The sequence below is a fragment of the Pseudomonas sp. ASL7 genome (assembly GCF_056680375.1).
Genome location: NZ_CM155279.1, coordinates 2,187,388 through 2,213,831 on the forward strand (window position 1 = coordinate 2,187,388; position 26,444 = coordinate 2,213,831).

Genomic DNA, 26,444 nt, shown 5'->3' on the forward strand with positions numbered 1-26,444 from the left:
GCATGAGCACCTTGCAACTTCACCCTGCACTGGACAATGGTATCCAACCCGCCGCCGCGAATTTCGCAGGTGGCACCCTGCAATGCCTGTGTGCGACCGACAAGGTCGAGGTCAAGATCGACGCACAAACTCTGCATAACCACGCGTGCGGCTGCAGCAAATGCTGGAAACCACAAAACGCGACCTTTGCCGTCATCGCCGTGGTGCCTCGAGATAAGGTCAGCGTCATTGCCCACGGCGAAAAACTGGCGATTGTCGACGAAACCGCCACCATCCAACGCCACGCCTGCAAGCAGTGTCACGCCCATCTCTTTGGGCGCATCGAGAACAAGGACCATGCGTTTTATGGCCTGGACTTCGTCCACACCGAGCTTTCTCCACAGAGCGGATGGGCTGCGCCGGGATTCGCCGCGTTCGTGTCCTCCATCATCGAAACCGGCACACCGCCAGCGCAAATGAAGGCTATCCGCGCGCGCCTGCGCTCGATCGGCCTGGAACCCTATGATTGCCTGTCCCCGGACTTGATGGACGCACTGGCGACTCATGTCGCCAAACAGAAAGGTCTGCTCCCCGCCGCCTGATTGATCGGTCGCCGCGGTTTCTTTTCCGGACCGCGGCTGCGATGCACCTTTGATGTTGTGCGCCCCACATAAGGCCGCTCGGGTCAGTTGACGGTTTCAAACGGTGACGTCAGCGGTTACAGGCAGCATTGTGCGGCGCCGGCGCTCGAACCAGAGATAGACCACCGGCGTGGTGTAGAGCGTCAGAATCTGCGATACCGCCAGGCCTCCGACAATCGCGATGCCCAATGGCTGGCGCAGCTCGGAGCCGGCACCGTGCCCGAACGCCAGCGGCACGGCACCCAGCAAGGCAGCCAGTGAGGTCATCAGAATCGGTCGCAAGCGCAACAGGCAACCTTCGCGCACCGCTTCCCGGGGCGACAGGCCCCGCTGCTGAGCCTGCAACGTGAAGTCGACGATCATGATCGCGTTCTTCTTGACGATACCGATCAGCAAAATGATGCCGATCATCCCCAGCACCGACAGATCCTGACCACAGAGCATCAATGCCAGCAGTGCGCCGAAACCGGCTGAAGGCAAGGTCGAGATGATGGTCAGCGGGTGAATCGCATTCTCGTACAGCACACCCAGTACGATGTAGACCGTGAGGATCGCCGCCAGAATCAGCCAGGGTTGTGTCTTCAATGAGTCCTGGAAGGCCTGGGCGGTGCCCTGGAAACTCCCCAGCACGGTGTCGGGCAATGCCACGGCCAGGGACGCCTGATTGATCGCGGTGACCGCTTCACTCAGGGCATGGCCGGGCGCGAGGTCAAACGACAGGGTAATGGCCGGGAACACGCCCTGGTGGTTGATGATGATCGGCACTTGTTCGGTCTTGAGGCTGGCCAGCAGGCTCAGCGGCACCATGGCGCCAGAACTTGCGCGGACAAATAAATGCTCAAGGGTGGCGGTGGACGTTTGCCAGCTCGGGTCGAGTTCAAGAATCACGTGGTTCTGATCGAGCTGGGTGAACATCGTCGCAATCTGTCGCTGACCGAAGGCGTCGTACAGCACGTCGTCGATGGCCTGCACCGTTACGCCCAGCCGTGCAGCCGTGGGACGGTCGATCACCAGGGTCGATTGGGCGATGGCCTGTTGCTGGTCCGAAGTAACGTGCTGCAACTGCGGCAAACTTTCGAGCTTCTTCAGCAGCACACCGCTCCAATGATCCAGTTCGACACTGTCCGGGTCTTGCAGGGTGTACTGGTATTGGGTCTTGCTGGCCCGACCACCGATCTGGATGTCCTGGTTGGCCTGCATGAACACCTTGACCCCGGACAATGTGTCGAGCGCTGGTTGCAGGCGACGGATAACTTCGGCGGCACTGGCGGTGCGCTCGCTGAACGGCTTGAGGTTGATCATCACCTTGCCCTGGCTCACGGTCGGGTTCGGGCCGATCCAGAAATACACCCGGGCCACCGCCGGGTCCTGGCCGATGATGTCGGCAGCGCGGTTGACCTGTGCACGCATCGCGATGGGTGAAATATCAGCCGCCGCTTCGGCCACGCCCTGGATCAAGCCGTTGTCCTGTTGCGGGAAGAAGCCCTTGGGGATGCCAACATACAGCACCGCCGTCGCCACCACGGTTGCGATGGCCACCGCCATGGTGATGCGTTGATGGTCCAGCACCCAATCCAGGCTACGGCGATAACCATTGTGCAGGCCCACGAACACCCGCTCGCAGGCCTGGGCAAAGCGCCCCTCTTCACGATCGGCATGGGGTTTGAGCAGCCACGCGCAGAGCATCGGTGTGATGGTCAGGGAAACGATGCCGGACATGATGATCGCGACGCTGACGGTCACCGCAAATTCACGCATCAAGCGCCCGACAATGCCGGACATCAACAGGATCGGGAGGAACACCGCAATCAGCGACACCGTCATCGAGACAATGGTGAACGCCACCTCGCGCAAACCGTCGACCGCCGATTGCAGGCGCGACTTGCCCATCTCCAGGTGCCGGACGATGTTTTCCATGACCACGATGGCATCGTCCACCACGAACCCGACGGCAATCGCCAGGCCCATGATCGACAGGTTGTCGAGGCTGTAGCCCAACAGGTACATCACCCCGAACGTGGCCACCAGGGACAACGGGATGGTCAGGCTGGGAATCAGCGTTGCCGTGGCTTTGCGCAGGAACACAAAGATCACCACGACCACCAGCGCAATCGACAGCAGCAAGGTGAACTGCATGTCATTGACCGAGGCTTCGATGGTCTGGGTACGGTCACCCACCACCTGTACCTGTACGTCTCGCGGCAAAGAGGCGGTCAGCTCGGGCAGCTTGGCCTTGATCGTGGCGATGGTCGACAGCAGGTTGAAACCTGGCTGTTTGTGGATGTCGACGATAACCGTTGGCTCGGCACCCAATTGCGCAGCTTGTTGGGTGTCCTCGGCGCCGGCAATCACCCGGCCCAGGTCACCGAGCTTGATCGGCATGCCGTTTTTATAGGCGATGACCTGATCGCGATAGTGCTGTGGGTCGAGCAATTGATCGGTCGCACCGAGGGTGATCGAACGGCTTTGGCCATCGAGGGTGCCCTTGGGCTGATCCAGGGTGCTGACGCCGATCACACTGCGCACATCCTCCAGGGTCAGGCCGCGAGCGGCCAGCGCATCGGGATCGATCTGCACCCGCACCGCCGGTTTTTGTTCTCCGTGAAAATCCACCAGGCCGACGCCGGGCATCTGAGACAAGCGCTGGGCAATGTAGTTGTCGGCGTAGCGGTCCAGCTCCGGCAACGTGCGGACTGGGGAAGTCACCGCCAGCGACATCACTGTACCTTCGGCCGGATTGACCTTGTTGAAGGTCGGTGCGCTGGACATGGTCTTGGGAAGATTCGGTGTGGCGGTGTTGATCGCTGTTTGCACATCTTGCGCAGCACCGTCGATGTCTCGCGACAGATCGAACTGCAGCACCACCTGGGTTTTACCCGCCGCACTCGACGAGGTCATCGACGTCACTTGCGGCACGGCCGCAAAGGCGCGCTCCAAGGGCGTCGCCACCGAAGACGCCATGGTTTCGGCGCTGGCCCCGGAGAGTTTGGCGGTGACCTGGATGGTCGGGAAATCCACCGTCGGCAGCGGCGCCACAGGCAGATGAAAGTAAGCAAAGGCACCGAGCAACAGAACCCCGAGGGCCAACAGACTCAGCCCCACACGCCGTTGAATCAGTCCGGCCAGCGCATTCATCGGGCTGCCTCCGCCAAATCGGCAGTGGTGTCGGTCTTGACCGGCGTGACCTTCAGCCCCGGCGCGACGCGGGACTGGCCCTGCACCACCACGGTTTCACCGGCCGCCAGGCCCTGGCGAATCCACTGCTTGCCATCGACGACAGTGGCGGCATCGACCAGACGCGGTTGCACCCGTTGATCGGCATCCACCACATAGACGAAGTTACCCTGACGCCCCAATTGCACCGCGTCGGCCGGTACCACGGCCACGTCCTTATGCGTCTGCACGAGCAACCGCGCGCTCACCAACTCGCCCGGCCAGAGTTTCGCGGCGGTATTGTCGAACTGCGCCTTGAGCTGGATCTGACCACTGGCGGCGGTGACCTGACTGTCGATAAAACTCAACTGGCCGCGGGCGATTTCCTGTTGCCCATCGCGGGTCATCGCGACCACCTGCAATGCGCTTTTGGCGTTCTCTTCGAGAATGTTCGCCAGTTCGTCCTGGGACACGGCGAAGGCCACGGAAATCGGGTTCATCTGGGTGATCGTCACCAGTCCGGTGGCTTCGGCGCCGTGGGCAATCGCGCCGACGTCCAGCAGGCGCTGGACGGTACGACCGGTCAACGGTGCCTTGACCTGGGTGAACTCCAGTTGCAGGCGCGCCGCGTCCAGTCCCGCTTGATCGGCCTGCAAGGTGGCCTGCTGGGCGGCCAGTTGGGCGCGGTAGGTGTCGACGTCCTGGGTCGGCCCGGCCTTGGCGGCGGCCAGTTTGCTGGCCCGGTCAAGGTTGACCTTCAGGTTGGCCAGTTGCGCCTGATCCTTGGCCACCAAGGCCTGGGCCTGGGCCACCTGTGCCTGATATACCCGCGGGTCGATGACCGCCAGCAAGCTGCCGGCGGTGACGGTCTGCCCTTCGTTGAACAGGACTTTTTGCAGTTCACCGTCCACCCTCACCCGCACATTCACGCTGTTGAGCGCCTGCACATTGCCGATGGCGCTGATCCAGACGGGCAGGTCCTGGCGGCTGACTTGGGTCATCTGCACCGGCACGGTAGCGGTATCGGCCTTCACCGGCGCGGCATGGGCCTGCCTGGTCCATTGAAAACCGCCGATGGCAGCCAGCGAGAGCACCACCAGCCCCCCAAAAATAACGTGACGACGTGGGTTCAAGGCATTCATGGGTGAGCCACCTGAGCAGAAGAATTGGAAGCAATGGTGTCAGTCGAAAAGTCCCCGCCCAGTGCCCGGAACAGGCCGACGGCGGCCTGCAAATGCTGGAGGCGTACCTGCAACAGCGTGTCTTCGGCCTGGTATTGGGTGCGTTCGACGATCAGCAGCGTCTGGAAATCGGTCGAGCCGAGGCGGTAGCGAACCTGCGCCAGCCGCGCCGCTTCGCGGGCCGAGTCCACCGCTGATTGATTCAGCGCGTAGCTCTTGTCGAGTTCGCGGGCGGCACTGAGCTGGGTTTCGACGTCTTGCAGGGCTTCGATGATCGACTCTCGATAACTCGACGTCAGTTCCTGAACATGAGCCTGATCGAAATGCAGTTGGCCCGTGAGTTGGCCTCCGGCGAATACAGGCTGGCCGAGGGTGCCGATGGCGCTCCAGATCTGCCCGCCGGCCAGCGTATCGACGCCGCCCAGCAGGTCCAGCGACAGGTTCGGTAAAAACGCGGCGCGGGCCACGCCCACGTCGAAGTTGGCGGATTTCAGCCGCGCTTCGGCGGCCTGGATGTCCGGCCGCTGACGCAGTAAGCCAATTGGCAACCCTGTCGAAGGCTGCGGCACTTGCAGGGTTTTCAGTCCGTTACCTTGCAGATGAAAGCCCTCAGGCTGTGCACCCACCAAAATGGCCAATTGGTATAGCGCCAGATCCCGTTGTTGACGCAGTGGCGGCATCGCCGCTTCAAAGGTCTGCATGGCATTGCGCTGCTGGGCGACTTCCAGATTCGACACGGCGCCCTGGCTGGCCTGGACTTCCACCAGATCCAGCACTTGCCGGGCATCGTCGGCAATCGATTGGGCCAGACGCAGCCGATCTTCGAGGGACAACACCTCGAAGTAACGGTCGGCAATGCTCGCGCCCAGGCTCATGCGCAGGGTTTGGGCATCAAACACCGTCGAGTTGGCCAAGGCGTCGGCGGAGTCAGCCGCAGCACGTTGCTTGCCCCAGAAGTCGATCTCATAGGTGGCTTCGGCAAAAACGCTGCGTTTTTCTGTCGTGCCGTAGTTGTTCTGGCGTTGGAGTACCCCCCCCAGATTCAACGCCGGATATTGCGCCGCCCCCGCGACTTGCGCCGACGCGCGCGCTTCATCGATCCGGCTCACCGCCGCTTTGAGGGTGTAGTTGGACGCCAGGCCACGGGCGATCAGTTGATCCAGCTCGGTGCTGTGAAACTCGCGCCACCATTGCCCGCCCTGGGCCGACGGCGTGTCTGCAGCGCCACTCCACTGTTGGGCCAGGGGCAACTCGGGCTGCCGGTACTCCGGCACCATGGAGCAGCCGCCGAGCATCAGCACAGCGAGCAACGTCGACGAAATGGTTGAAAGACACGCGACGCGCCTGCTGAGCGCCGCCAAGGTTGAAACCGACATGGGCAAGCTATCCCCCGCTAAAGCCTCTGTGGAGCGATCCACGAATGCAGCGAAGATAGCGATGAGTGCCTGCCAGAGCGTTCGTCGGCAGATAAACTTTTATTTAGCCTTGATCCGGTGTCACCTGAAAGCTGTAGCCGGCGCCGGGCACCGTCCTGATCAACGAGTGGTCGAAACCCTCATCGAGTTTGCGCCGCAAGCGATGGATATGTTTATCAATGACATTGTCATTGGGGTCGAAGGCATAATCCCACGCGCTGTCCAGCAGCATGTCGCGGGTCACCACCTGACCACTGTGGCGCATGAGTTTTTCCAGCAACAGTGCTTCGCGATGCTGCAAGGCAATGACCCGGCCCTGACGCACGGCGGTGCGCGTGGCACAGTCGAGTTGCAACTCCCCAACTTCCAGTTGACGCGGCGGCCCCGTCGTCTGCTCGCGCCCGCGCAGCAAGGCATCAAGCCGCGCCAGCACTTCGGCGAACGCATAGGGTTTGGCCAGGTAATCATCGCAGCCCGCTTGCAGACCCTCGACCTTTTGCGCGGTAGAGGCCTGCGCGCTGAGCATCAGGATCGGTACCCGCAGCTTTCGCGCACGCAGGGCCTTGATCAAACCGATGCCGTCGAGGCCGGGTAAGCGGCGGTCAACGATCAAGGCGTCGTGAATTTCCTCAAGGGCCATGCCAAGTCCCGTGTTGCCATCGGTGGCGACATCGACCACGTGACCACTTTCGGTCAAACCGCGCAGCAGGTACGCGGCCGTCTGGGCGTCATCTTCAACCACAAGAATGCGCAAGGAACCGTCTCCAGAAATCAAACCTAAACTTTTATTTACCCGACGGCGACGTGGCACCACCGCAGGCTCTGCCACACTATGCCACCTCTGCCCGATTATGTGAGCGGTTCTACTGCCATGACCCATGTTCTGGTCGTCGAGGACGACTTGCCTACCTGCCGCGAAATCGAAGCGGCCCTGTGTGACCACGGCTTCACGGTGAACTGCGTCAACAATGGTCGCGAAGGCTTGCTCAAGGCCCTGAGTGAACCGTTCGACCTGATCGTTCTGGACCGCATGTTGCCCGGCGGCCTTGACGGGCTTGGCGTGCTGACCGCGTTGCGTGCGGCGAGCGTGAGCACCCCGGTGTTGATCCTCAGTGCCCTGAGCGCCCTCGATGAACGGGTTCGCGGCTTGCGTGCCGGCGGTGACGATTACCTGACCAAGCCATTCGAGTTCATCGAGCTGACCGCGCGCCTGGATGCGTTGAACCGTCGCCGCGCCGAGCCGGCCTCCGAGGCCCGGGAAACACGGTTGCGGGTCGCCAATCTGGAGGTCGACCTGTTGAGCCGATCAGTTCGACGTGGTGAACGGGTCATTGAACTGGTGCCCCGGGAATACGCGTTGCTTGAACACCTGATCCGCAACGCCGGGCAAGTGGTCACGCGCACCATGTTGTTCGAAGCGGTCTGGAATTACAGCTACGACGAGCGCACCAACGTGATTGAAGTACATATGGGCCGTTTGCGGCGCAAGGTCGACAGCGAAGGTGAGCCACCCATGATTCATACCATTCGTGGAGCCGGTTATGTCCTCCGTTCGCCTGAGTGAGATCCCGCGCACCATCAGTTTTCGCACCGGGCTGATGTTTCTCGGGTTGTTCGGCTGCTCGTTCCTGGCGCTGTTCGGCTACGTGTATTGGCAAACGGCGTTCTACCTGAAAACCGAGGCCGATACCGCGCTGTACCGCCAGGTGGAAAACCGCAGCGCGCAAGACCCCGAGTTGCAGCTCAAGGAGATCCGCAATCACGCCGTGCAGGACGTCGAAGCACGCCTGCCCCACAGCCTGTTCGACGCACAGGGCCAGTTTATTGCCGGGGCCATCCGGCAGTTGCCGCCCTTCTCCGCCTACGACAAACCCCAGGAATTCGACTGGCGCAAGGCTAATGGACGCCAGCGCCCTGTACGGTTCATCGTCCATCGCCTGGCCGACGGCAAGACCTTGTTGGTGGCCCAGGATATCCACGACATACGCGAGTTCGATGAACTGCTGATCAAAGCGCTGATTTCCGGCGGCGTGTTGTTGCTGGTAGTCGGCCTGTTTGGCGCGGTGGCATTGGGTTATTCGGCCCACCGGCGCCTGGACAAAGTCAGTCGCTCGATCAAGGGCATCATCGAAGGTGACCTGACCGGCAGGCTGCCGATTCAGGGCAACAACGACGACATCGACCGCCTGGCCTCGGTGGTCAACGGCATGCTCGATGAATTGGAACGTCTGATGAGCGAGGTCAAGGGCGTGTGCGACGACATCGCCCATGACCTGCGCACCCCACTGACCCGCCTGATCGCCGGCCTTGAGCGCACCCAACGGCGAGGCCTGGATGAAGCGCAATACGCCGCCAGTATCGATGCGGCGTTGAACGAGGCCAAGGCCCTGCTGTTGACCTTCAAGGCCTTGCTGCGCATTTCGGAAATTGAAAACAGCGCCCGGCGCAGTCACTTCGCGCCATTGGACCTGAATCTGATCAGCGCCGATGCCGCCGAACTGTATGAGCCACTGGCCGAGGAGCGCGGCATCAGCCTCACGCTCAACGCAAGCCAGGCACCTGCGATTATTGCCGGGGACGCACAGCTGTTGTTCGATGCGATCTGCAACTTGCTGGACAACGCCATCAAGTTTTCTCCCGACCATAGTCGCGTGAGTCTAACGGTGATTGCTGATCATGGCGCGGTCGGGGTTCGCGTCGCAGACAACGGCCCCGGTATCGCCCAGGCGGAACGCGAAGCGGTGTTGCGCCGGCTTTACCGGGCCGAATCGAGCCGCCATACGCCCGGCAATGGTCTGGGGCTGAGCATGGTATCGGCCGTGGCGCGCCTGCACGATCTGAAACTGACTGTCAGTGACGCGAAACCTGGCTGCCGGATCGATCTGCTTGGCAAGGCAGTGTTGGCGGGCTCACCTACGCCCCTTGGCCTCAACTGATTGAAGCTTTGGAAATAGTTGAATAATCAGAGGCTTACATAAAACCAGCGACGGTCCCTGTCAAACCGTCGCTATCCGGCCAGTTGCGGCTATCAATGCCACACTTCCCTGTCGCTAACCAACGCAATGCCGTAGTTTGCTGTTGTCGGCGATTGGCGAACCAAAGCCTATTGAACCTTGATTGTTTTAACCGATACAGCGGATGACGTTCTTAATGTTAACGGAGCGTGTGCACGATCAATTGGAACGGTCGACGTCGCCAGACGATGTTGCCTGATTGCTGGCAGTCGCCGTTACAGAACCTGACTGTTGGGACGTCGCCATAGCGGATGCTTTTGCAGCCTCCATCCTGGCCATTACGGTATCGCCACCGCCTTCGGCCATCGCGGCTACAGAGGCCCCCATCAACGTCACGATCAAAAAAACCTTTAAGCTGTTCATGAAATATCTCCAGTATTGAGTTCAGCCAACCCACTACTGGCTGGCTTGAACTCATCCTGAAGCTCTCGACCCTTCACTCTGTTCGCCACAAAATAAATTTTATGACAGGTTGGTAACGGAGTTGGTTTTCTTGCAATCCCAACAGCGATGGAAAGCTGGTGGTAGTTGTCATCCCGTCGCGGTGCGTTTGGCTGGAGCCCACTGAAATAACCTGTCTCAAGCGCCCGCTTTAGATCAATTACAGCGCCCATCGCGATAGACGGTAATCGGCCAGAAGCGGACCTCCGGCTATCGCCTGAAAACAAAAATGGGTTAGAGCGCCAAAACCGCGTCCTGACAGTCTGATCGGAAGAATTCGACCTGCCGCCCCCCTCGAATGCGGAAGGCTTCCGACTCAGCGGTTCTTCAGCATCCTGCTAGGGCAGAGTGTCGCGCTTGGCGAAGATGCTTGCCATTTCCGCCGCGTTCTCGGTTCCCCAGTTGCACAGCGGGACGATCGCGTCAGCCAGGCTGCGGCCGAGCAGGGTCAGCGTGTAGTCCACGCGCGGGGGCACTTCTTTGTAGTCGGTCCGCGCCAGCACGTGGTCGGCTTCCAGATCCTTCAATTGCTGGATCAGCACCTTGTCGCTGACGCCTTGGACCAAGCGCTTGAGTTCGCCGTAGCGCTTCGGGCCGTCGCGCAGGAAAAACAGGACCAGCGGTTTCCACTTGCCCGAGATGATGCGCAGCGTGGCGTTGAGCCCACAACCTGTACCGCAGATTTCAGAAGTCGTCGTCATTTTTTGATACTTACCAAAAGGTGCATACTTGTCCTTAGGTTATCAGAGCTGCATCCTCGTCCTCAAGCAAGCAATTTCCTGCTTGGGTACAACTCCAACGAAGGATGCACGACATGACCAGACTGAATGGAAAGACCGCCGTGATCACCGGCGGCGCTACCGGTATCGGCCGCGCAGCGGCAAAGCGCTTCATCGAGGAGGGCGCCTTCGTCTTCATCTTCGGTCGCCGACAGGAAGCGCTCGACGCCGCTGTGGCCGCCCTCGGGCCCAATGCCCGCGCGGTGAAGGGCTCGGTCTCCGATCTGGCCGACCTCGACCGACTCTACGCGGCGGTGAAGGCCGAGCGCGGAACCCTCGACATCGTCTTCGCCAATGCCGGGGCGGGAAGCCAGCTTGCACTCGGCAAAATCACCGCCGAGCACATTGACGAAATCTTCGACACCAACGTGAAGGGTTTGATCTTCACGGTCCAGAAGGCGCTGCCGCTGATGGGCCAGGGCGGTTCGATCATCCTGACCGGATCGAGCGCCGGCACCACGGGCGCCCCGGCATTCAGCGTCTACAGCGCAAGCAAGGCGGCAGTGCGCAACCTCGCGCGGACCTGGGCGGAGGACCTGAAGGGTACCGGCATCCGGGTAAACGTGCTGTCGCCCGGGCCGACAGCGACCGAACTTGCGAAGGAAGCGCTAGGCGAGGAAGGCATGAAGGTCTTCGCCTCGATGAATCCGCTCCAGCGCATGGCCGATCCGGCGGAGATCGGAGCGGCGGCCGCGTTTCTCGCATCGCAGGACAGCAGCTTCATGACCGCAAGTGAGGTCGCCGTCGACGGCGGCCTGGCGCAAATCTGACGCGCTACGCCCTACGGCGCTCCATTCGATCGTTAGGAGCGCCGTAGGGCTCGGTAAACCCAAGGAGAACTTATGAGCTACGCAATTATCGGCTTCGGCAATATCGGCCAGGCCCTGGCCAAGGCGTTTGCCCGCAATGGCATCGAAGTATCCGTTGCAACTACGCGCGACCCGCAAAGCTTTGCATCCGCCGCGGCCGCCATCGGACCCCAGATCATTCCCAAAAAACTGGCGGATGCGGTCAAGGCGGACATCGTCTTTCTGGCTGTCCGTTTCGAGTCACACCCGGATGTCGCGAAGGTGCTGCCGACCTGGAAGGGAAAGACCATCATCGATGTGACCAATGCCTACGGCGTGTCCCCTGAGGAACTGGGAGGAGAGCCTTCTTCCAGGGTCGTCGCGCAGGCCTTCACTGGTGGACGACTGGTCAAGGGCTTCAATCATTTGGGCGCTGCCGTCCTTGGCCAGGATCCGGCCGTGCAGGGTGGCAGGAGAGTCGTGTTTCTGGCGAGCGACGATGACAGCGCCGAAGCGGAGATTGGTGCGCTTGCGCAAAATCTCGGTTTCTCGCCGATCAAACTTGGCGGGCTTTCGGACGGTGGACTGCTTGTGCAGGCGCGCGGAAATATCTGGGGACAACTGATCTTCAAGGACTTGGTCAAGTTCGACCGATGAATCGCGATCGCAAATTTTGATGCGGTCCTGCCTCCTGGACAAAGGGTAGCCACAGTTTGATTGAAGCGAGGACGACGCCGGCAGCAAGGCGTTCAACACCCTCTTCGGCCACGTCCTTGCTAAGGGTGGACTCGAGAGTCTCGGCTGCGTCCGTTGGATGTCGACGGCCTGCACATGGCCCAGACGCTCGAGGCGGCCGGCCTGATGCTCATCGGCCTTGCCAAAAACGGCGCCGACACCTCGGACGTCGCCTTGAACGTCGGTATCGGCTGAACCATCGTCCTCGCCCGCAGGTCCACAACTTATACGATTGGATAAGTGCCCAATAATGAAGAAGAGGATCGATGATGCTTAATAATGAAAGAATAATCAGAGAACTCTGCGCCGCCGCGGAAGGCCAAGGAACGGATATCGAGAAGTTTGTCTCCATGTTCTCTGAGGAAGGATACATGTGGGATATGGCATCCGGCATGAAGTTTCGCGGGAAGGCCATTGGTGAGTCTATCGCGGGTATGGTCAGGGCGTTCCCCGATGTCCACCGTGAGATATTTAACATCCATGTCGCGGGAGACGTCGTCGTTGTCGAACTCGCGATTCGGGGAACGCACAAGGGTGATCTGCCTCTTGCTTCAGGGACGCTAGCTCCCACGGGCAAGACGATAGATGTCCCGTCATGCGATGTTTTCCACCTCGAAGGCGGGAAGGTCAAATCTTTCCATTGCTACAACGAGGCTTCCGCGATGCAGCAACAACTCGGCCTCGTCCCCGGCTGAATGACAGACACTACGCGATCCTCTGTAAGAGCAATGGAGAAGTCTTTATGAGCATTCAAGAGAATATCCAGATTGTGAAGGACTTTTTTGCAGCAATGGGCGGCGGCGATCGGCAAGGTCTGCTGGCGTTGTCTGCCGAAGATATCGAGTGGATCATTCCGGGAGAGGGTTGGCCGCTGGCCGGCACGCACCGCGGGCACGCGGGATTGGCAGACCTGCTTCAGAAGGCTTCCGCAGAGATGGAAACTTCCTCCCCAGAGCCCCCCGAGTTCGTAGCGCAGGGAGACCGGGTTCTGGTCGTCGGCTTCGCTACGGGGAAAGTCAAAGCCACGAACAGGACGTTTGAGGACTATTTTGTCTTCGCCATCACTGTTCGCAATGGCAAGCTGACGAACATTCGAGAATATGTCGACACGCAAGCACTGGCGCGGGCCTCAGAGATGGACGCAAGCCCCAGGCACTAAGCCATCGGGACCGATACCTCCCGACACGATCCGCAAAGGGTTGGTGTATTGATCACGAGCCTGGCGCCACTTGACGTTGCATTGGCTGCGTTGATGTAGAGGCTTATCCGGATCCGGGCGGTGCGCTCGACCAGCTTCATGCGCTGATGATCCGTGGTGCGATTCGCCATGCTCAGTCTGTCAGTGGCCGATTTCTGCCTGTCGCCACCGTCAGCTATATTGGGTCGGTTGCCGTCCTTCGCGACAGGCAAAAAACGGTCAGAAGCGGTCTGTCGTGACCGGCTTCAATCGCCAAAAGCGAAGATTGCTTTATAGAAAGCTGGCTACCGGATTCTGTAACTTTTGAACTTGGTACGCTCATCAAATAAGTGGCGGATGCTAATTGTCGCGTTTTTCCGACAGCAAGGCACTTTGACCACGACATTCATCTTAAATACAAGTATTTTAATGGATCCCCCTAAAATCCATCTGATACGTTTTTTTTTCGATCACCTGAGCCTTTTTCGTCAACCAACAGTCTATAAAGTGCAAGCCCGATGTTCTTTCAAACAACAAAAATCAGCCAACCAGTTTTGGCTCTTGGGCACACTGACGCGCTCAAGAATTTAGACCATCCCAGGATCAACAATAGAACCCCGTTTATCAGAAAGAAACGGGACAGATAACTATTCACTTGTTTTGGAGATGGCCGCTGTGCGAAAGCTTGGCTTGGGCTTCCTGGTAACTGGCGTTTTGGGGCAACTATCAGCACTACTATGGACCTACACGTCCACAGGCCCAAACTGTCAAAATAACGTCGACAATTCATACATCCAGCAAAAAGTGACAAAGTTCGAACAACTACTTGATGACACCGCTAATAAAGTTGCGACAGAGCTCAGTACAAAACATTCCGACAGGCTCGCGCACCTTGCGAGAAACGAATCCCGCATACTCGATTCAACGGAGGCCGACGCCGTACAGTTTTTGATCGCAAAGCCAGACGAAACACCAGTACTTATGCTGCCTTCATTGCCCACACAGGCACACAAATGGACAATTATTCTCAGCGGTCTGATGACTTTTACCGGCCTGCTCTTGGCACTCTTCGCCCGCAAAAAAACCATTGATCCGCAATGGCACGTCTTTCGCACCGTTCCAGGCTCTCTAATCACGCTGAAATGCCCGTGTTTGACGTGCGGCTGTTTCATTTTCCACGCTGAAAAATCCGCTTCAGCCACGCCTTCATCCGGACTGTGGGTGATCGAAATTGCGTTGAACACACCCAGCCGTCATCGCGCCAAAAAAGCCATTCAACAGCTGGAGTTGCCGGTAGCGCGTAAAGAAAACAACTTTGTCGTCATCGGCCCGTATAAACAAAAGCAGGACGCGGCACGAGTCGTGAAAGAGTTGAGTGAACGTCATGGTGTTAGAGGATGGCTGATGGCGGGAAATTGACACAATCCTATTTAGCGCTGCACTGACCTCGAACAAATGGCTACTTATTTTATGAAACAAGAGAGCATTCATGATCGCAAAGGAACTTAGAGCCGAACTCGCCCTGAAAAAATTCCTGGCCGCAAATTTATGGATCCAACTAGAACTCACCGAGCTGAACTACAGCCTCGCTGAAAATTGCGGATTGTCGCCGGAAGAATATCGCCTGAAATTTCTGCAAGAAGCATTTGAAGCAGAAGCAGACGCTCACGACTGCGATTGCTGGGACTTCATCCTGCAGTGGGTAGCCGAAACTAAGGAAGAGCTTGAGTTGATGCGCGAACAACGCATGAAAGAGATTTATGACTTTCTGGACGATTAGCAGACTCTACAACTTTCGTAGCCTGCACAAGCCGCCAGCTTTAAAGATGAAAGACTAACTTTATCAGCGGGAGGGTTGCCCAATACCCCCCCGCCCTCCCCTCGGTTCAAACCGTCGCATAACAATCCACTACACGCCGATACTGGCTGGGTGAAGCTCCGATGTGTTGACGGAAAAACCGTGTGAAATGACCTTGCTCGGAGAACCCGAGGTTCTCCGACAACAGGCCCAACGTTCCACTGCGCTCACGCTCAAGCCAGGCAAAAGCCCGGCGCATGCGCGCGTCGTTAAGCAGCAGGGTCGGCGTCATGCCGGTATCTTTCTTGAACAGCGCAAAGAAGTGCGCCCGAGACAGACCACAAGCCCGCGCGGCGTTGTCGATCGGGTTGGGATCATCGAGGTGCTCAAGCAACCAGGCGGTGCCACGGCGCACGCGCGCGTCACGGAACTCACCTGAGTTCGGCGCACCGAGTAGCGACAAATGCCGCCAACTGGAAAAGTCCTCGATCAGTTCGATCAGGAAGTCGAACAGTATGAACTCCATGCGCTCTTTCGGCACGATCCCGCAGCCATGCGCTTCGGCGACCAGGATGTCGGCCAACGTGCGATTACGACTCGACAGCTCGATGCATGACTGGGCAAAAAAGTCCGGCCGACCGCTGAGCGCCAGCGACTGCTGGGCAGTGGCTAGCCAGGCGGGCTCTATGTAGAGCGCCAGGATTAGGGTGGCACCGGCACCCGGCTGCGGATCGTAGAAATGCGGCTCCCAGGCGTTGACCAGCACCGCCGTGCGATCGCTGAGCGGAACTCGCCGACCGTTGACGTTGAAGTAAGTGTCTTCGCCAGACACTTTGACCAACACATGGCATTCGGAATGGGTGTGGGTGACCAGCGAACGATCCATATTCAGCAAGGCGACCCGGCCAAACCTGCCGTGGAAAACCCGTTGGGCAATCGACATCAGATTCCTCCGCTCGCTTGAAGCGATATTGTTATCGGCCACAATGCAGGATCATCGCGGCGTCTATCTGTTTCCGGACCCCGGCGATCACTCAATGGTTCAGCAGCACTTGGCTGGCCACTATCGCGTGCGAATGACCGAGCGTCTACCTCGACTTTCGCAGCCCCCACGCTGGTCGGAATAACCGGATTACAAAGCATGGCGTTCTTTCCCATGATAAACGCGCAGGATATCGGCCACCACCGCCAGAGCGATTTCCGCCGGGGCTTTGCTGCCCAGATCGAGGCCGATGGGCATGTGCAAACGGGCAATCTGTTCATCCTTCAGACCACCGATGCGTTTGAGCCGCTCGGCGCGCTTGGCCGAGGTTGCCTGAGACCCCATGGCGCCGATGTAAAACGCCGGGGTGTGAACCGCTTCCATCAGCGCCAAATCATCGATTCGCGGATCGTGAGTCAGCGCCACCACCGCGGTCGCCGCGTGACAACCTCCGGCGGCGATAAACATCGAGGGCAGCACACGTTGCATCTCCACGCCTTCGAGATGTACATACAGCATCTCTTCCCGGGGGTCGCAGGCGATGACTTCGCAGCCGATGGCGCGGGCGAAACTGGCGCAGACTTCCGCGACCGGCGAGAGCCCTGCCAGAATCAGACGTAACGCCGGGCCAACGCTGATGCGCACCCTCTCGTCGTCGACTTGCACCCGCTCGCTGCCGTGTCCAGTGTCTGGGTCCAGGCGCAAGGCACCGCTGCTCAGCTCGACATGACGCTGCAGACGTCGCTGGCCGAGTAACGCCGCTTGCAGACTCTCCAGGTGTACGATCCATTCGAGACTGGCAGCGCGGTGCTCGACCAGCACGATCAGCACGCCACCACAGGGCAATCGTAGACGGTGGCGTTGCTCGACGCTGTCGCCATAACTGACGATCTGCGCCGGTTCGCGTAGTTCACCGCGCGTCAGGCTTTCGAGAAACTCCTCTTCGACGCAGCCACCCGACAGCGAGCCGACGTGTTCGCCCGTGCCATTGGTCACCAGCATCGCACCCGGCGCACGCGGCGCCGAGCCATAGGTGGAGAGCACCGTGCACAGCCACTGGGCCTGCCCGGCGCGAGCCCATTGCAGTGCCTGGTCGATCACCTGAACATCGAGATGACGCATGTTTTCTATACCTCAAGCAAAGCGTGGTGCTGCATGCGGGGTTACGTTTACGGTAACCTGCGAGCAACCTTGTTCAATCGTTGATTCAACATGTCGCCACAACAATTTTTGCAACTTGGGCCGCTGCGCCTGGAATATCGCCAACTGCCTGCGGCTGACCCATCGCGACCGACACTTGTGCTGTTGCACGAAGGCCTCGGGAGCGCCGAACAATGGAAAGACTTCCCCCTGCGCCTGGCCCAGATGAGCGGTTACGGTGTGGTCACTTACAGCCGTCAGGGTTATGGGCAATCGAGCCCGGCAACCCTGCCGCGTCCACTGAACTACCTGAGCAGCGACGGCCCTCGTGAGCTGCGGCAATTGCTCGATGCTTTGCAACTGCCGCAGGTGGTCTTGCTCGGTCACAGTGACGGTGCGTCCATCGTCCTCGCCTATGCCGCCGCCAACGATCCACGCGTGTTGGGTAGCATTGCACTGGCGCCTCACGTGATTGTCGAGACAGAGAGCCTTGATGGCATTCGCCATACCACTGAGGTTTGGCATCAGGGCGAATTGCGCGAACGCCTGGCACGCCACCATGGGACAAATGTCGATGGCGCTTTTCACGGTTGGAGCGACAGTTGGTTGCACCCGGACTTTTCCCTGGATGATCTCGAAGCGCAGTTGGCTTTTATCGAAAAGCCGCTGCTGGTCATTCAGGGTCGCGAAGACCACTACGCCACGCCCGAGCAACTGGTGGTCATCCAGCGACAGGTGCCTGGACCGTGCCGCTGTGTGTTGCTGGATGACTGTCGGCACTTTCCCCAAACCGAAGCGACCGAGCGGACCTTGCAGCTGATCTGCGAATTCCTGGAGCGCCTCCCCACCTTTATTTGAAGTTGCCTTGGGTTTCCGGAATCACCACGCTGCCGATCAGGTAGATCACCGACAGACCGGCAGCGAATATCGCCAGCACCATGGGGATCTGCGCCGGGCTGCTGCTGACCAGGGACACAAAGGTCGGCATGGTTCCGCCGAGGGCGAAACCGATGTTCCAGGACAACCCGGTGCCGCTGGCTCGCAGTTCGGTGGCAAAGCGTTCATTGAGGAAGATCAGAATCGGCGCGATGATCGCCCCGCCCATGAAGCCGATGCCCACGCAATACAGCGCAGTGCGGGTCAGCGAACCCGGCTCGGCGACACCAAGAAACATCGTCGGCAGGCTCAGCAGGTTGATCACACCCAACAGCATGAAGGTCTTCTTGCGACCGATCAGGTCACTGAGGTAACCGAAGGCCAGCGCTCCGACAATTGTTGCCACCGACCCGTACATGAGCATCTGCGAAGTCTGCGTATGGGGCACTTTGGCGACCACGTTAAGCAATGTCGGCAGATAACCGCAGGCCAGGTAATACGTGGCACCGCCCCCGAACGTAATCAGCAGATTGACCATCATCACGCCGCGGTACTCGCGACCAAACAGACGCTTGAGTGGCGACACGACCACTATTGCCGGCCCCTTGGTTTTGCGGGCTTGTTGCAGTTGCTGCCAGACCGGGGTTTCTTCCAGGTAACGGAACATCACCAGACCGAAAAACGTGCTTAGCAGGCCGCAGAAGAACATGAAGCGCCAGCCCCAGAAGTCAAATTCCTCCCCGGGAAAGATTTCCGACAACACCAGATAAGTGACTGATGCCAACAGCGCACCCATGCCGGCGCCGGCGCCACCGATCAACCCGGACATCAAGCCGCGATAGCGCGGCGAGATGGATTCGGTGCCGATGGTGTGAGTGGAGGCGACGATGCCACCAACGAAAACGCCCTGAATCACCCGCAATACCAAAAACAGTATCGGGGCCAACACCCCGACCTGGTGAATGGTCGGCAACGCACCAAACAGTGCCGTGGAAATACCGACGCCGACCATCGATACCATCAATGCACGCTTGCGGCCGTGTTTATCGGCATACGCGCCGAAGATCGCCGAGCCCAGCGGACGCACCAGCAAGGCCACGGCGAACGAGGCATACACTGCGGCCAGCGACAGTGTCGGGGTGTCCGAGGGGAAGAACATGCGGCCGATGATCGGCGCCACATAGAGCAGAATGAACAGGTCAAACAAATCCAGCGCCCAGCCGAATGTCGAGGCAAATGCCGCAAGCAAGGCCTTGCCCGGTGGAATCTGCGGTGTATCGATAGCGGCGCTGGTTGGTGATGCAGTTATTGTTGTTGTCGTGGTCATGGTTGCCTCACACAAACGGTGAATCGAAACGTTCTGCATCCCGGTGCGCGGGTTGCGGGTAATCAGCAGGTCAGCGGTGATATCTTGATGTGCCCTTTCAGTTGCATTGAAGGGGCGGCAGGCCCTGCTCCGTAGGGGCGTACGCCGTTACCGACATACTCCCGGGCCTGCTCGCCGGTACGATTTACTCGCCGATAAACACGGCCGCACGCTTGCTGTGAAACGCTTCGACGCCTTCCTTGAAGTCCTTGGAGCTACGCAGACGGCTATAGCAGTGACCTTCCATTTCGATCGCGACGGTGAGCGGCGCATCCTCGTTGTCGTTGATCAGTTTTTTCGCCGTGCGCTGAGCCAGCGGCGAGAAGCGCCGCAGTTCATCGACCAACGCATCGACGGTGCTTTCCAGTTCGGTATCCGGCACGACCTCGGTTGCGATACCCCAGGCATAGGCCTGGTCGCCCGTGATGCGTTTGGCGCGCATCACCATGTGCTTAGTGCGGGTGATGCCGATAGTTTTCTGCAGGCGTGCGGAGCCACCCGAGCCCGGGATCTGACCCAGGTTCTGCTCAGGCAAGGCGTAGCGAGTGGTTTGCGAAGCAATGCGGAAATCGCAGGCCAGGGACAGTTCGAATCCGACGCCGAAGGTGTAACCACGGTTGGCAACGATCACCGGTTTTTCGCAACGTGCCGGTGCCGCGACATTCCAGGCCAGCTTCGAAACGTGCTCCGGCGACGCTTCGAGAAAGCCCTTGATGTCGCCGCCGCTGGAGAAGTGTTCACCTACCGAGCGCAGCACGATGACGCGAACGTCTTTGTGTGCGTCGAGGGCTTCGAAGACCAGGCGCAGTTGATCGCGCTGCCCCATGGAAATGACGTTCAACGGCGCCCGGTTGAGGATGATGTCAGCGCGCTCGCGGGACACATCGACTTCAACCTGGAAGCCATCGAACTGAGTGTCGAGAAATTGCTGGATCGCTTGTTGTTGCATGGGAGTGTCCTCTGGATGATTAGCTGATGGCCTTCAAGGCCTGTTCCTGAAATTGGGCCAGCAACACGCGCCGCAGCACCTTGCCAACTGGAGATTTGGGAATCTGATCGACGAACTGGTAACGCCGTGGCCGCTTGAATTTGGCCAGGCCCGAAGTGATGCAATGGGCATCGAGGTCGCATTCCGAGACCTCGGCGCGCACCTTGATAAACGCAGCAATGATCTTGCCCCACTGCTCGTCGGGCAGACCGACCACCACCACTTCTTCCACTGCCGGGTGCAGAGAGAGCATGTTTTCGATTTCTGCCGGACTGACGTTTTCGCCGCCGGTGATGATCAAGTCATCGACACGACCCGTGACGAACAGATCGCCCTCCAGATCGAAGTAGCCGATGTCACCGGTGAAATACCATCCGTCACGCAACGCCTTGGCGGTCGCTTCGGGGCGGTTCAGGTAGCCTTCGAACGCCTCGTCACTCGCCAGGTCCGCGATGATCTGACCCTCCTGCAATGGGTTGACTTGCACGTCCACCGTTTCAGCATCGATCGGCACCACGCGCACTCGCTGGTTCATTGCACTGCGCCCTGACGAACCGGGTTTGCGGTTGGCTTGCTGGTCGATGGTGAAGGTGTAAATCTCCGAGCTGCCGTAATGATTGACGAACAATTGCGGCTGGAATGCCTGCTCGACGCGATGCATCAAACCGTCGCTCATCGGCGCACCGGCAAAGCCGATTTTCTCGACACTGGCTACTCGCTCGCGGGCAAAGGCCGGGTGTTCGATAAGCATGTGGTAGAGCGTCGGCACCAGGTACAGGTTGCTGACCTTTTCCCGCTCGATGGCCTGCAGCGTGGCTTCCACGTCGAACTTGGGCACACAGACGAAATGTCCGTCGATCAACGCCATTGACAGCAACGAACGCACGCCCATGGTGTGGTAAAGCGGCATGACACCCAGCGTGCATTCACCCTGGCGGTAAAGGTTTTGCGCTACGTGAGCAACCGCCGCGGCGCGTTCGCAACGGTGCCGACGGGGCACGCCCTTGGGCTTGCTGGTGGTTCCGGAGGTGTACAGCAGCAGTGAAAAGTCTTCAGCGTCTGCCTGCAAAATGATGCCGGAGGGGGTCTGCGAACACAGTTCCTCGAAACTTAGGTCGGTGTTGGCAGCACGGATACCAGTGGCGATCCGTGGCAGCCTTGTGGCGGCGCTGCAACCGGCCACTGCGGTCACGGTAGCGTCGTCGTAAGCCAGTGCACGGATTTGCGCATCTTCGATGCAGTAGCCCAGTTCATCGGCAGTCGAACGCCAGTTCAACGGGGTCATGACGATGCCCGCAAACTGACAGGCCCAATGCAGGGTCGCCATCTGCCAGCGGTTTTGCATTGCTACAAGCAGTCGGTCACCACGTTGCAGCCCAAGGCATTGCAAGCCCCAAGCGGCGCTCTGGATATCGACGAACCAGTCTTCATAGGTTTTCTTCAACGCACCGTCACTGACCGCCACGGCGTGCGGTCGGCGTTCAACGGCAGCGAGGAAACTGCGTCCGAGATCGAACATTCTTGTTATACCCCTTTGTTCGTTTGGCGCTGGGCAGCGACTTCGAGCACGGCCTGGACGATGCCGGTGTAGCCCGTGCAGCGACATAGATGCCCCGAAAGCATGTCGCGTACCTGGGTCTCGTCCGGGTTGGGTACCCGTTCGAGGAAATCCACGCAGGACATGAGAATGCCCGCAGTGCAAAAGCCGCACTGCAAGGCGTGATGACGGCGAAAGGCTTGTTGCAGGTCGCTCAGTGTGTCGTCGGCGGCCAGGGACTCGACGGTCTCGATACGCCGCTCGTGCCCCTGTACCGCGAGCATCAGGCAGGAACGCATGGCGACTCCGTCCACCAGCACCGTGCAGGCACCGCAGACACCGTGTTCGCATCCGACATGGACACCGGTGGCACCGAGGTCGTGGCGCAGGAAGTCGCAGAGTTGGGTCCTCGGTTCGGCCAGCGCTTCGCGGGAGCGGCCATTGAGCTCCAGGCGAATCGGAAAGGTTTGGTCGGCAGTTACACGCATGTTCAGACTCCTTCGATCAGCTGATGACCCAGCTCGCGAATCAGTTGGCGGCGATAGGCAGCGCTGGCGTGCACGTCGTCTTGTGCATCGAGCGACCAGGCGGTTTGATTGAGCGCGTCCGGCAGCCCCGCACCACGAGGCAGACTGCGACGTTGCGGACGGTCGGCGACCCCGCCAATGCCGAGTTCGACCTGGTCCGTGCCGATGGCGGCGGCCAGGGAGACAATTGCAAAGTCGCCATGGCGCATCGCGATTTCGCGAAAACGATAGGTGATGCCTTCGCGCTTGAGTGGAAACCGCACCTCGACGACCAGTTCATCCGCACGCTTGTCGGTGGTGAGGATGCCCTGGAAGAAGTCGGCAGCCTTGACGATGCGCTTGCCTTTTTTCGACTCGAGAACGATCTCGCCGCCCAGCGTCACCAGGCACAGCGGCAACTCGGCGCTCGGGTCGGCATGAGCCACCGAGCCGCAGACTGTGCCGCGATTACGCGTCTGGAAGTGACCGATCCAGGGCATCGCCAGTGCCAATAAAGGCACCTCGTCCATCAGGGTCGAACGCGCCAGCAACTGCGCCTGTCGTACCCCGGCACCTACAGCCAGGCAATCCTTGCGCAGTTCGATATAGGCCAGCTCAGCCACATGATTGATATCGATCAGCAACTTGGGTTGAGCCAGGCGCATGTTCAGCACCGCCATCAGCGATTGACCACCGGCGATGATGCGAGCCTCTTGGCCGTACTCGGCGAGCAGCTCAAGCACCTGACGACGGGTGTCAGCCCGAACGTAATCGAAAGCCGCCGGTTTCATTGCGCACCTCCTTTGCCTAACAGCGCGCCAAGCGAGGCACGCAGGCGCGCCCACCAGCCGATGGCGATGGCTTGGCCACTGACCCGTTGCGACAGGCGAGTAAATATTTGTCCGATGATCACCTTCGAGGCCCCTTGCAACATTCGGCCGCCGACCGCGGCGACTTTGCCGCTGACCGCCACCTGGTATTGGTATTCCAGACGTGTGTGGCCATTTTCCAGTTCGACGAAACGCACCTTGGCGTGGCCCTGGGCCGAGCCCATCGAACTGCTGCCGGAACCGGACAGACGCAATGAATGAGGCGGGTCCAGATCACTCAGGGCAACCTTGGCCTCGAAGCGCGCACGGATCATGCCGACGCCGACGGTGACGTCTGCGCGGTAACGGTTCGCGCCTTCAAGCACGAGGTCGTGGCAACCCGGAATGATCGCCGCCAGCGTCTGCGGGTCGAGCAAGGTATCGAAGACCTGTTGCGGCGAAGCAGGAATCACCACCGAGTCGTTCGCCCGCAGTGCCGGTCCACCGGCAGGTGCTGCGTCCAGGTTTTCATCAGGCTCCATACCGGCGGGCCGTGGCGGCTCGTCGATCCCGATTAACGTGCGTACTTTCGATGGCGTCAGTGGCAGACGAATGTCCGAGCGACCGAGGGCGTCGGCCACCGCGTTGGCGATGCACACCGGTGTGCTCATATTGTTGCCCTCGCCCACACCCTTGGCGCCCAGTGGGGTGAATGGCGATGGCGTTTCCATGTGCAGGATTACCGGTTCGATCACTTCCGGTGCGGTAGGCACCAGATAATCGGCGAAAGTCCCGGAGAGGAAGCTGCCGTCCTCGCCATAGGCGAATTCTTCCATCAGCGCCGCGCCGAGGCCTTGAGTGAAGCCACCACGAATTTGGCCATCGACCAGCGCCGGGTTGAGCAGGCGGCCGGCGTCATGACAGGTGACGTAGCGATCGATGTGGATCTCGCCGGTCATGCGGTCGATTTCCAGACCACAGATGTCGAAGACAAAGCCGTAGCACAGCGAGCTATTGACCTGATCCTGGTCGTCTGGTGCCACCAATTGCGGCGGGCTCCAGAAGGCGGTTTCGCGCAGACCACCGCTTTCACCTTCCGGCAGCAGGCCCGGCGACCAGTGGGTCGCACCGGCAATCCGATGGAATGGCGCCACCGCCCCGCCATTGACGACAAAAATCTTGCCGCCCGCGAAACGAATATCTTCGGGACTGGCCTGCAATTGCTCGGCGGCAATCGCGGCGAGGCGATCGCGGATCTTCAGCGCTGCCTTGTAGACGGCACCGGCCACAGCACCGGCGAAGCGGCTGGAATAGTTGCCCGAGGCAATCGACCATGCGTCTTTCTGAGTGTCCAGTTCGACATTAACCACGATGGATTCCAGCGCGACCCCGAGCACTTCAGCCACGACCTGCGCCACGGTGGTTTGATGGCCCTGCCCTTGCGGTGCCGAGGACACGTGCACACTGACGTCACCCAGCGGGCCGACGTTGATGGTTGCGGTTGCGACAGCGCCGTTTTTCGGACCGGCCTTGCGCCGCTCTTCGGGCGTCATCGCGGTGGTGATGTAACCCATATTGGAAATCGATGGTTCGATGACTGCGGCATAACCGATGCCATAGATTCGGCCTTCGGCACGCGCCTGATCACGACGTTCGAGCAACTCGTCGAGACCACCATCAGCCGCCGCCAAGGCAATGCCGGCCTGGTAATTGCCGGAATCGAGCAACGCACCGGCGGCCGCGCGATAAGGGAAGGCATCGGCCGGCACCAGATTGCGGCGGATCACGTCCAACGGATCAAGCTTCAACTGCACGGCGATGTGTTGCAGCAGCCGCTCCAGGGCGAAATACACCTGCGGGCCGCCGAAACCACGGTTCAGGCCGGAAGGGGTTTTGTTGGTCAGCACCACCCGGTTACGCACTTGCAAATTGCGGATTGCGTAGGCACCCGTCAGGTTGCCGTGCATGCGGTAGAAAGTCGCCGGTTCGGGCGCTCTCAGATAGGCACCACAATCGTCGATCTGGTCATAACGCAAAGCGGTGATGCGGCCATCTGCTTCTACCGCCGCTTCAATTTCGGTCACCCGATTGGTCGCCGAAGAAGCCCCCTGAAGATGTTCCAGACGGTCCTCGACCCACTTCACCGGTGCGCCGACCTTGCGTGACGCCAGGCCCATCATCACCACGTAAGGGAAAACCCCTTGTTTGATGCCAAAACTGCCGCCGGAATCTTTCGGTGTGCGCAAACGCAAGCGGTTGCCGGGTACATTCAGTGCACGGGCCATGACCGTGTGTAACGCATAGGGGCCCTGGAAATTGGCCAGCACGTCATAAATGCCGGTGGCGCGCTCGTACTGAGCCAGCACCACATAGCATTCAATGGGTGTGCAGGAACTGCGCGGAAACTTCACTTTGAGCGAGACCTTGTGCGGCGCCTGCTCGAACGCCTGCTCCGGCTCGCCATAACGAAAGCGCCGTTCGTTGACCACGTTGCTGCCGACTGCTTCGTGCAGGATCGGCGCCTGTTCGGCGGTGGCCAGTTCGGGATCGATGATCGGGGGCAGCGGCTCGTATTCAACGCGCACACCTTCGATGGCGTCCTCGGCCAGATAGCGGCTCTCAGCGATCACCACCGCCACCGGTTCTCCAACGTAGCGCACCTTGTCGACGGCGACGCACCAGTGCTCCATCGGCTGACGTACACCCACGGGGAACGGCAGCGCCCAGCGTTTGACGTCTTCGCCTACCAGCACGCCGTGCACGCCTTTCATCAGCAGCGCTCTGGAAAAGTCCATCGAGGTGATCTGCGCATGAGCGTGGGGTGAACGGATGATCGCCGCATGTAGCGTACCCGGAGGGATCGCAGCGTCATCGGCATAGCAGCCGAGGCCGCGCAACAATGCGGCGTCCTCGACACGGGTCTGAGGGGCGCCGATGTGGCCGGTCTGGCTTTCGGTAGCAGGTTGGAAACTAGTCATTTTTTTCGCGGCTCTTGTTGTTATCCAGCGCGATAGCGTTAGAGCCGAGTGTGTGAGAAAGGCGCAGGGAGCGCCTTGCCTGGGGAGAGGGAGTTCTGCGCTGGGGTCTGAAAATTTGCCTTAGCGTCTGATTTTCAGGTCTGGGACCAGACAGAATTGCC

At 59.8% G+C, this 26,444-nt stretch carries 24 protein-coding genes; 10 read left to right on the forward strand and 14 right to left on the reverse strand.

What is annotated here, in order from left to right; translation table 11 throughout:
• Positions 1-2: 2 nt before the first annotated feature.
• On the forward strand, positions 3-581 hold the full coding sequence (gene gfa, locus AC1MDT_RS09960) for an S-(hydroxymethyl)glutathione synthase (protein ID WP_480421852.1): 579 nt from the start codon (positions 3-5) through the stop codon (positions 579-581).
• Positions 582-677: 96 nt separating this feature from the next.
• Here the strand turns inward: gfa and AC1MDT_RS09965 are convergent, their stop codons facing one another.
• The 4 genes from AC1MDT_RS09965 to AC1MDT_RS09980 all read right to left on the reverse strand — a co-directional run bounded on the left by AC1MDT_RS09965 (position 678) and on the right by AC1MDT_RS09980 (position 7,123).
• A complete protein-coding gene (locus AC1MDT_RS09965) occupies positions 678-3,755 on the reverse strand; it encodes an efflux RND transporter permease subunit (protein WP_480421853.1) in 3,078 nt (1,025 codons plus the stop codon).
• The gene (locus AC1MDT_RS09970) at positions 3,752-4,915 is read right to left on the reverse strand and encodes an efflux RND transporter periplasmic adaptor subunit (protein WP_480421854.1); all 1,164 of its coding nucleotides are present in this window, start codon (positions 4,913-4,915) and stop codon (positions 3,752-3,754) included. The genes AC1MDT_RS09965 and AC1MDT_RS09970 overlap by 4 nt, the downstream gene beginning before the upstream one ends.
• Entirely contained in the window at positions 4,912-6,330 is a 1,419-nt protein-coding gene (locus AC1MDT_RS09975; RefSeq protein ID WP_480421855.1) for an efflux transporter outer membrane subunit, read from the reverse strand. Before AC1MDT_RS09975 ends, AC1MDT_RS09970 begins: the two co-directional genes overlap by 4 nt.
• Positions 6,331-6,433: 103 nt before the next feature.
• Positions 6,434-7,123: a response regulator transcription factor gene (locus tag AC1MDT_RS09980; RefSeq protein ID WP_480421856.1), complete on the reverse strand. Its 690-nt coding sequence runs from the start codon at positions 7,121-7,123 to the stop codon at positions 6,434-6,436.
• 117 nt (positions 7,124-7,240) lie between these two features.
• On the opposite strand from AC1MDT_RS09980, the gene AC1MDT_RS09985 reads away from it, so the two are divergent.
• Together AC1MDT_RS09985 and AC1MDT_RS09990 are read left to right on the forward strand one after the other, a co-directional pair.
• Positions 7,241-7,933, forward strand: a complete 693-nt coding sequence (locus tag AC1MDT_RS09985; RefSeq protein WP_480421857.1) for a response regulator transcription factor — start codon at positions 7,241-7,243, stop codon at positions 7,931-7,933.
• Positions 7,911-9,305 carry a sensor histidine kinase gene (locus tag AC1MDT_RS09990; RefSeq protein ID WP_480421858.1) on the forward strand — a complete coding sequence of 465 codons (1,395 nt, stop codon included), beginning with the start codon at positions 7,911-7,913 and terminating at the stop codon, positions 9,303-9,305. Before AC1MDT_RS09985 ends, AC1MDT_RS09990 begins: the two co-directional genes overlap by 23 nt.
• A 237-nt stretch (positions 9,306-9,542) precedes the next feature.
• Here the strand turns inward: AC1MDT_RS09990 and AC1MDT_RS09995 are convergent, their stop codons facing one another.
• Both AC1MDT_RS09995 and AC1MDT_RS10000 read right to left on the reverse strand, forming a co-directional pair.
• Positions 9,543-9,746 carry a co-regulatory protein PtrA N-terminal domain-containing protein gene (locus AC1MDT_RS09995; protein WP_480421859.1) on the reverse strand — a complete coding sequence of 68 codons (204 nt, stop codon included), beginning with the start codon at positions 9,744-9,746 and terminating at the stop codon, positions 9,543-9,545.
• 416 nt (positions 9,747-10,162) lie between these two features.
• Positions 10,163-10,525 carry a winged helix-turn-helix transcriptional regulator gene (locus tag AC1MDT_RS10000; protein WP_480421860.1) on the reverse strand — a complete coding sequence of 121 codons (363 nt, stop codon included), beginning with the start codon at positions 10,523-10,525 and terminating at the stop codon, positions 10,163-10,165.
• A 113-nt stretch (positions 10,526-10,638) separates the two neighbouring features.
• Here AC1MDT_RS10000 and AC1MDT_RS10005 point away from each other — a divergent pair, with 113 nt between their 5' ends.
• The 6 genes from AC1MDT_RS10005 to AC1MDT_RS10030 all read left to right on the forward strand — a co-directional run bounded on the left by AC1MDT_RS10005 (position 10,639) and on the right by AC1MDT_RS10030 (position 15,083).
• Positions 10,639-11,373 (forward strand): SDR family NAD(P)-dependent oxidoreductase, encoded by a 735-nt coding sequence (locus AC1MDT_RS10005; protein ID WP_480421861.1) that lies wholly within the window; start codon positions 10,639-10,641, stop codon positions 11,371-11,373.
• Positions 11,374-11,445: 72 nt separating this feature from the next.
• Positions 11,446-12,048 carry an NADPH-dependent F420 reductase gene (locus tag AC1MDT_RS10010; protein WP_480421862.1) on the forward strand — a complete coding sequence of 201 codons (603 nt, stop codon included), beginning with the start codon at positions 11,446-11,448 and terminating at the stop codon, positions 12,046-12,048.
• Positions 12,049-12,392: 344 nt separating this feature from the next.
• Positions 12,393-12,821 carry a nuclear transport factor 2 family protein gene (locus AC1MDT_RS10015; RefSeq protein WP_480421863.1) on the forward strand — a complete coding sequence of 143 codons (429 nt, stop codon included), beginning with the start codon at positions 12,393-12,395 and terminating at the stop codon, positions 12,819-12,821.
• A gap of 47 nt (positions 12,822-12,868) precedes the next feature.
• Complete coding sequence (locus AC1MDT_RS10020; protein WP_480421864.1) at positions 12,869-13,285, forward strand: nuclear transport factor 2 family protein; 417 nt, start codon at positions 12,869-12,871, stop codon at positions 13,283-13,285.
• Positions 13,286-13,969: 684 nt separating this feature from the next.
• Complete coding sequence (locus AC1MDT_RS10025) at positions 13,970-14,722, forward strand: SPOR domain-containing protein (protein WP_480421865.1); 753 nt, start codon at positions 13,970-13,972, stop codon at positions 14,720-14,722.
• 70 nt (positions 14,723-14,792) lie between these two features.
• Positions 14,793-15,083, forward strand: a complete 291-nt coding sequence (locus AC1MDT_RS10030) for a DUF6388 family protein (protein ID WP_480421866.1) — start codon at positions 14,793-14,795, stop codon at positions 15,081-15,083.
• Between the two features lie 106 nt (positions 15,084-15,189).
• Here AC1MDT_RS10030 and AC1MDT_RS10035 read toward each other — a convergent pair whose 3' ends face one another.
• Together AC1MDT_RS10035 and AC1MDT_RS10040 are read right to left on the reverse strand one after the other, a co-directional pair.
• Positions 15,190-16,044 (reverse strand): helix-turn-helix transcriptional regulator, encoded by an 855-nt coding sequence (locus AC1MDT_RS10035; protein WP_480421867.1) that lies wholly within the window; start codon positions 16,042-16,044, stop codon positions 15,190-15,192.
• Between the two features lie 189 nt (positions 16,045-16,233).
• Entirely contained in the window at positions 16,234-17,205 is a 972-nt protein-coding gene (locus AC1MDT_RS10040; protein WP_480421868.1) for an XdhC family protein, read from the reverse strand.
• Positions 17,206-17,295: 90 nt separating this feature from the next.
• Here AC1MDT_RS10040 and AC1MDT_RS10045 point away from each other — a divergent pair, with 90 nt between their 5' ends.
• Positions 17,296-18,081: an alpha/beta fold hydrolase gene (locus AC1MDT_RS10045; RefSeq protein WP_480421869.1), complete on the forward strand. Its 786-nt coding sequence runs from the start codon at positions 17,296-17,298 to the stop codon at positions 18,079-18,081.
• Here AC1MDT_RS10045 and AC1MDT_RS10050 read toward each other — a convergent pair.
• The 6 genes from AC1MDT_RS10050 to AC1MDT_RS10075 all read right to left on the reverse strand — a co-directional run bounded on the left by AC1MDT_RS10050 (position 18,074) and on the right by AC1MDT_RS10075 (position 26,283).
• Positions 18,074-19,426: an MFS transporter gene (locus AC1MDT_RS10050; RefSeq protein ID WP_480421870.1), complete on the reverse strand. Its 1,353-nt coding sequence runs from the start codon at positions 19,424-19,426 to the stop codon at positions 18,074-18,076. The two genes, AC1MDT_RS10045 and AC1MDT_RS10050, sit on opposite strands and share 8 nt — an antisense overlap.
• A gap of 184 nt (positions 19,427-19,610) precedes the next feature.
• A complete protein-coding gene (locus AC1MDT_RS10055) occupies positions 19,611-20,414 on the reverse strand; it encodes an enoyl-CoA hydratase/isomerase family protein (protein ID WP_480421871.1) in 804 nt (267 codons plus the stop codon).
• A gap of 19 nt (positions 20,415-20,433) precedes the next feature.
• Positions 20,434-21,972, reverse strand: coding sequence for an AMP-binding protein (locus tag AC1MDT_RS10060; protein ID WP_480421872.1), 1,539 nt, complete (start codon positions 21,970-21,972; stop codon positions 20,434-20,436).
• Positions 21,973-21,977: 5 nt separating this feature from the next.
• The gene (locus AC1MDT_RS10065) at positions 21,978-22,478 is read right to left on the reverse strand and encodes a (2Fe-2S)-binding protein (RefSeq protein WP_480421873.1); all 501 of its coding nucleotides are present in this window, start codon (positions 22,476-22,478) and stop codon (positions 21,978-21,980) included.
• A 2-nt stretch (positions 22,479-22,480) separates the two neighbouring features.
• Entirely contained in the window at positions 22,481-23,287 is an 807-nt protein-coding gene (locus AC1MDT_RS10070) for an FAD binding domain-containing protein (RefSeq protein WP_480421874.1), read from the reverse strand.
• Positions 23,284-26,283 carry a xanthine dehydrogenase family protein molybdopterin-binding subunit gene (locus AC1MDT_RS10075; RefSeq protein WP_480421875.1) on the reverse strand — a complete coding sequence of 1,000 codons (3,000 nt, stop codon included), beginning with the start codon at positions 26,281-26,283 and terminating at the stop codon, positions 23,284-23,286. Before AC1MDT_RS10075 ends, AC1MDT_RS10070 begins: the two co-directional genes overlap by 4 nt.
• Between the last annotated feature and the right edge of the window lie 161 nt (positions 26,284-26,444).

Bases quoted from the DNA above. Each gene is read 5' to 3' on its own strand.
- gfa (WP_480421852.1), top strand. From the start codon at position 3: ATGAGCACCTTGCAACTTCACCCTGCACTGGACAATGGTATCCAACCC.
- AC1MDT_RS09965 (WP_480421853.1), bottom strand. From the start codon at position 3,755: ATGAATGCGCTGGCCGGACTGATTCAACGGCGTGTGGGGCTGAGTCTG.
- AC1MDT_RS09970 (WP_480421854.1), bottom strand. From the start codon at position 4,915: ATGAATGCCTTGAACCCACGTCGTCACGTTATTTTTGGGGGGCTGGTG.
- AC1MDT_RS09975 (WP_480421855.1), bottom strand. From the start codon at position 6,330: ATGTCGGTTTCAACCTTGGCGGCGCTCAGCAGGCGCGTCGCGTGTCTT.
- AC1MDT_RS09985 (WP_480421857.1), top strand. From the start codon at position 7,241: ATGACCCATGTTCTGGTCGTCGAGGACGACTTGCCTACCTGCCGCGAA.
- AC1MDT_RS09990 (WP_480421858.1), top strand. From the start codon at position 7,911: ATGTCCTCCGTTCGCCTGAGTGAGATCCCGCGCACCATCAGTTTTCGC.
- AC1MDT_RS09995 (WP_480421859.1), bottom strand. From the start codon at position 9,746: ATGAACAGCTTAAAGGTTTTTTTGATCGTGACGTTGATGGGGGCCTCT.
- AC1MDT_RS10000 (WP_480421860.1), bottom strand. From the start codon at position 10,525: ATGACGACGACTTCTGAAATCTGCGGTACAGGTTGTGGGCTCAACGCC.
- AC1MDT_RS10005 (WP_480421861.1), top strand. From the start codon at position 10,639: ATGACCAGACTGAATGGAAAGACCGCCGTGATCACCGGCGGCGCTACC.
- AC1MDT_RS10010 (WP_480421862.1), top strand. From the start codon at position 11,446: ATGAGCTACGCAATTATCGGCTTCGGCAATATCGGCCAGGCCCTGGCC.
- AC1MDT_RS10015 (WP_480421863.1), top strand. From the start codon at position 12,393: ATGATGCTTAATAATGAAAGAATAATCAGAGAACTCTGCGCCGCCGCG.
- AC1MDT_RS10020 (WP_480421864.1), top strand. From the start codon at position 12,869: ATGAGCATTCAAGAGAATATCCAGATTGTGAAGGACTTTTTTGCAGCA.
- AC1MDT_RS10025 (WP_480421865.1), top strand. From the start codon at position 13,970: ATGGCCGCTGTGCGAAAGCTTGGCTTGGGCTTCCTGGTAACTGGCGTT.
- AC1MDT_RS10030 (WP_480421866.1), top strand. From the start codon at position 14,793: ATGATCGCAAAGGAACTTAGAGCCGAACTCGCCCTGAAAAAATTCCTG.
- AC1MDT_RS10035 (WP_480421867.1), bottom strand. From the start codon at position 16,044: ATGTCGATTGCCCAACGGGTTTTCCACGGCAGGTTTGGCCGGGTCGCC.
- AC1MDT_RS10040 (WP_480421868.1), bottom strand. From the start codon at position 17,205: ATGCGTCATCTCGATGTTCAGGTGATCGACCAGGCACTGCAATGGGCT.
- AC1MDT_RS10045 (WP_480421869.1), top strand. From the start codon at position 17,296: ATGTCGCCACAACAATTTTTGCAACTTGGGCCGCTGCGCCTGGAATAT.
- AC1MDT_RS10050 (WP_480421870.1), bottom strand. From the start codon at position 19,426: ATGACCACGACAACAACAATAACTGCATCACCAACCAGCGCCGCTATC.
- AC1MDT_RS10055 (WP_480421871.1), bottom strand. From the start codon at position 20,414: ATGCAACAACAAGCGATCCAGCAATTTCTCGACACTCAGTTCGATGGC.
- AC1MDT_RS10060 (WP_480421872.1), bottom strand. From the start codon at position 21,972: ATGTTCGATCTCGGACGCAGTTTCCTCGCTGCCGTTGAACGCCGACCG.
- AC1MDT_RS10065 (WP_480421873.1), bottom strand. From the start codon at position 22,478: ATGCGTGTAACTGCCGACCAAACCTTTCCGATTCGCCTGGAGCTCAAT.
- AC1MDT_RS10070 (WP_480421874.1), bottom strand. From the start codon at position 23,287: ATGAAACCGGCGGCTTTCGATTACGTTCGGGCTGACACCCGTCGTCAG.
- AC1MDT_RS10075 (WP_480421875.1), bottom strand. From the start codon at position 26,283: ATGACTAGTTTCCAACCTGCTACCGAAAGCCAGACCGGCCACATCGGC.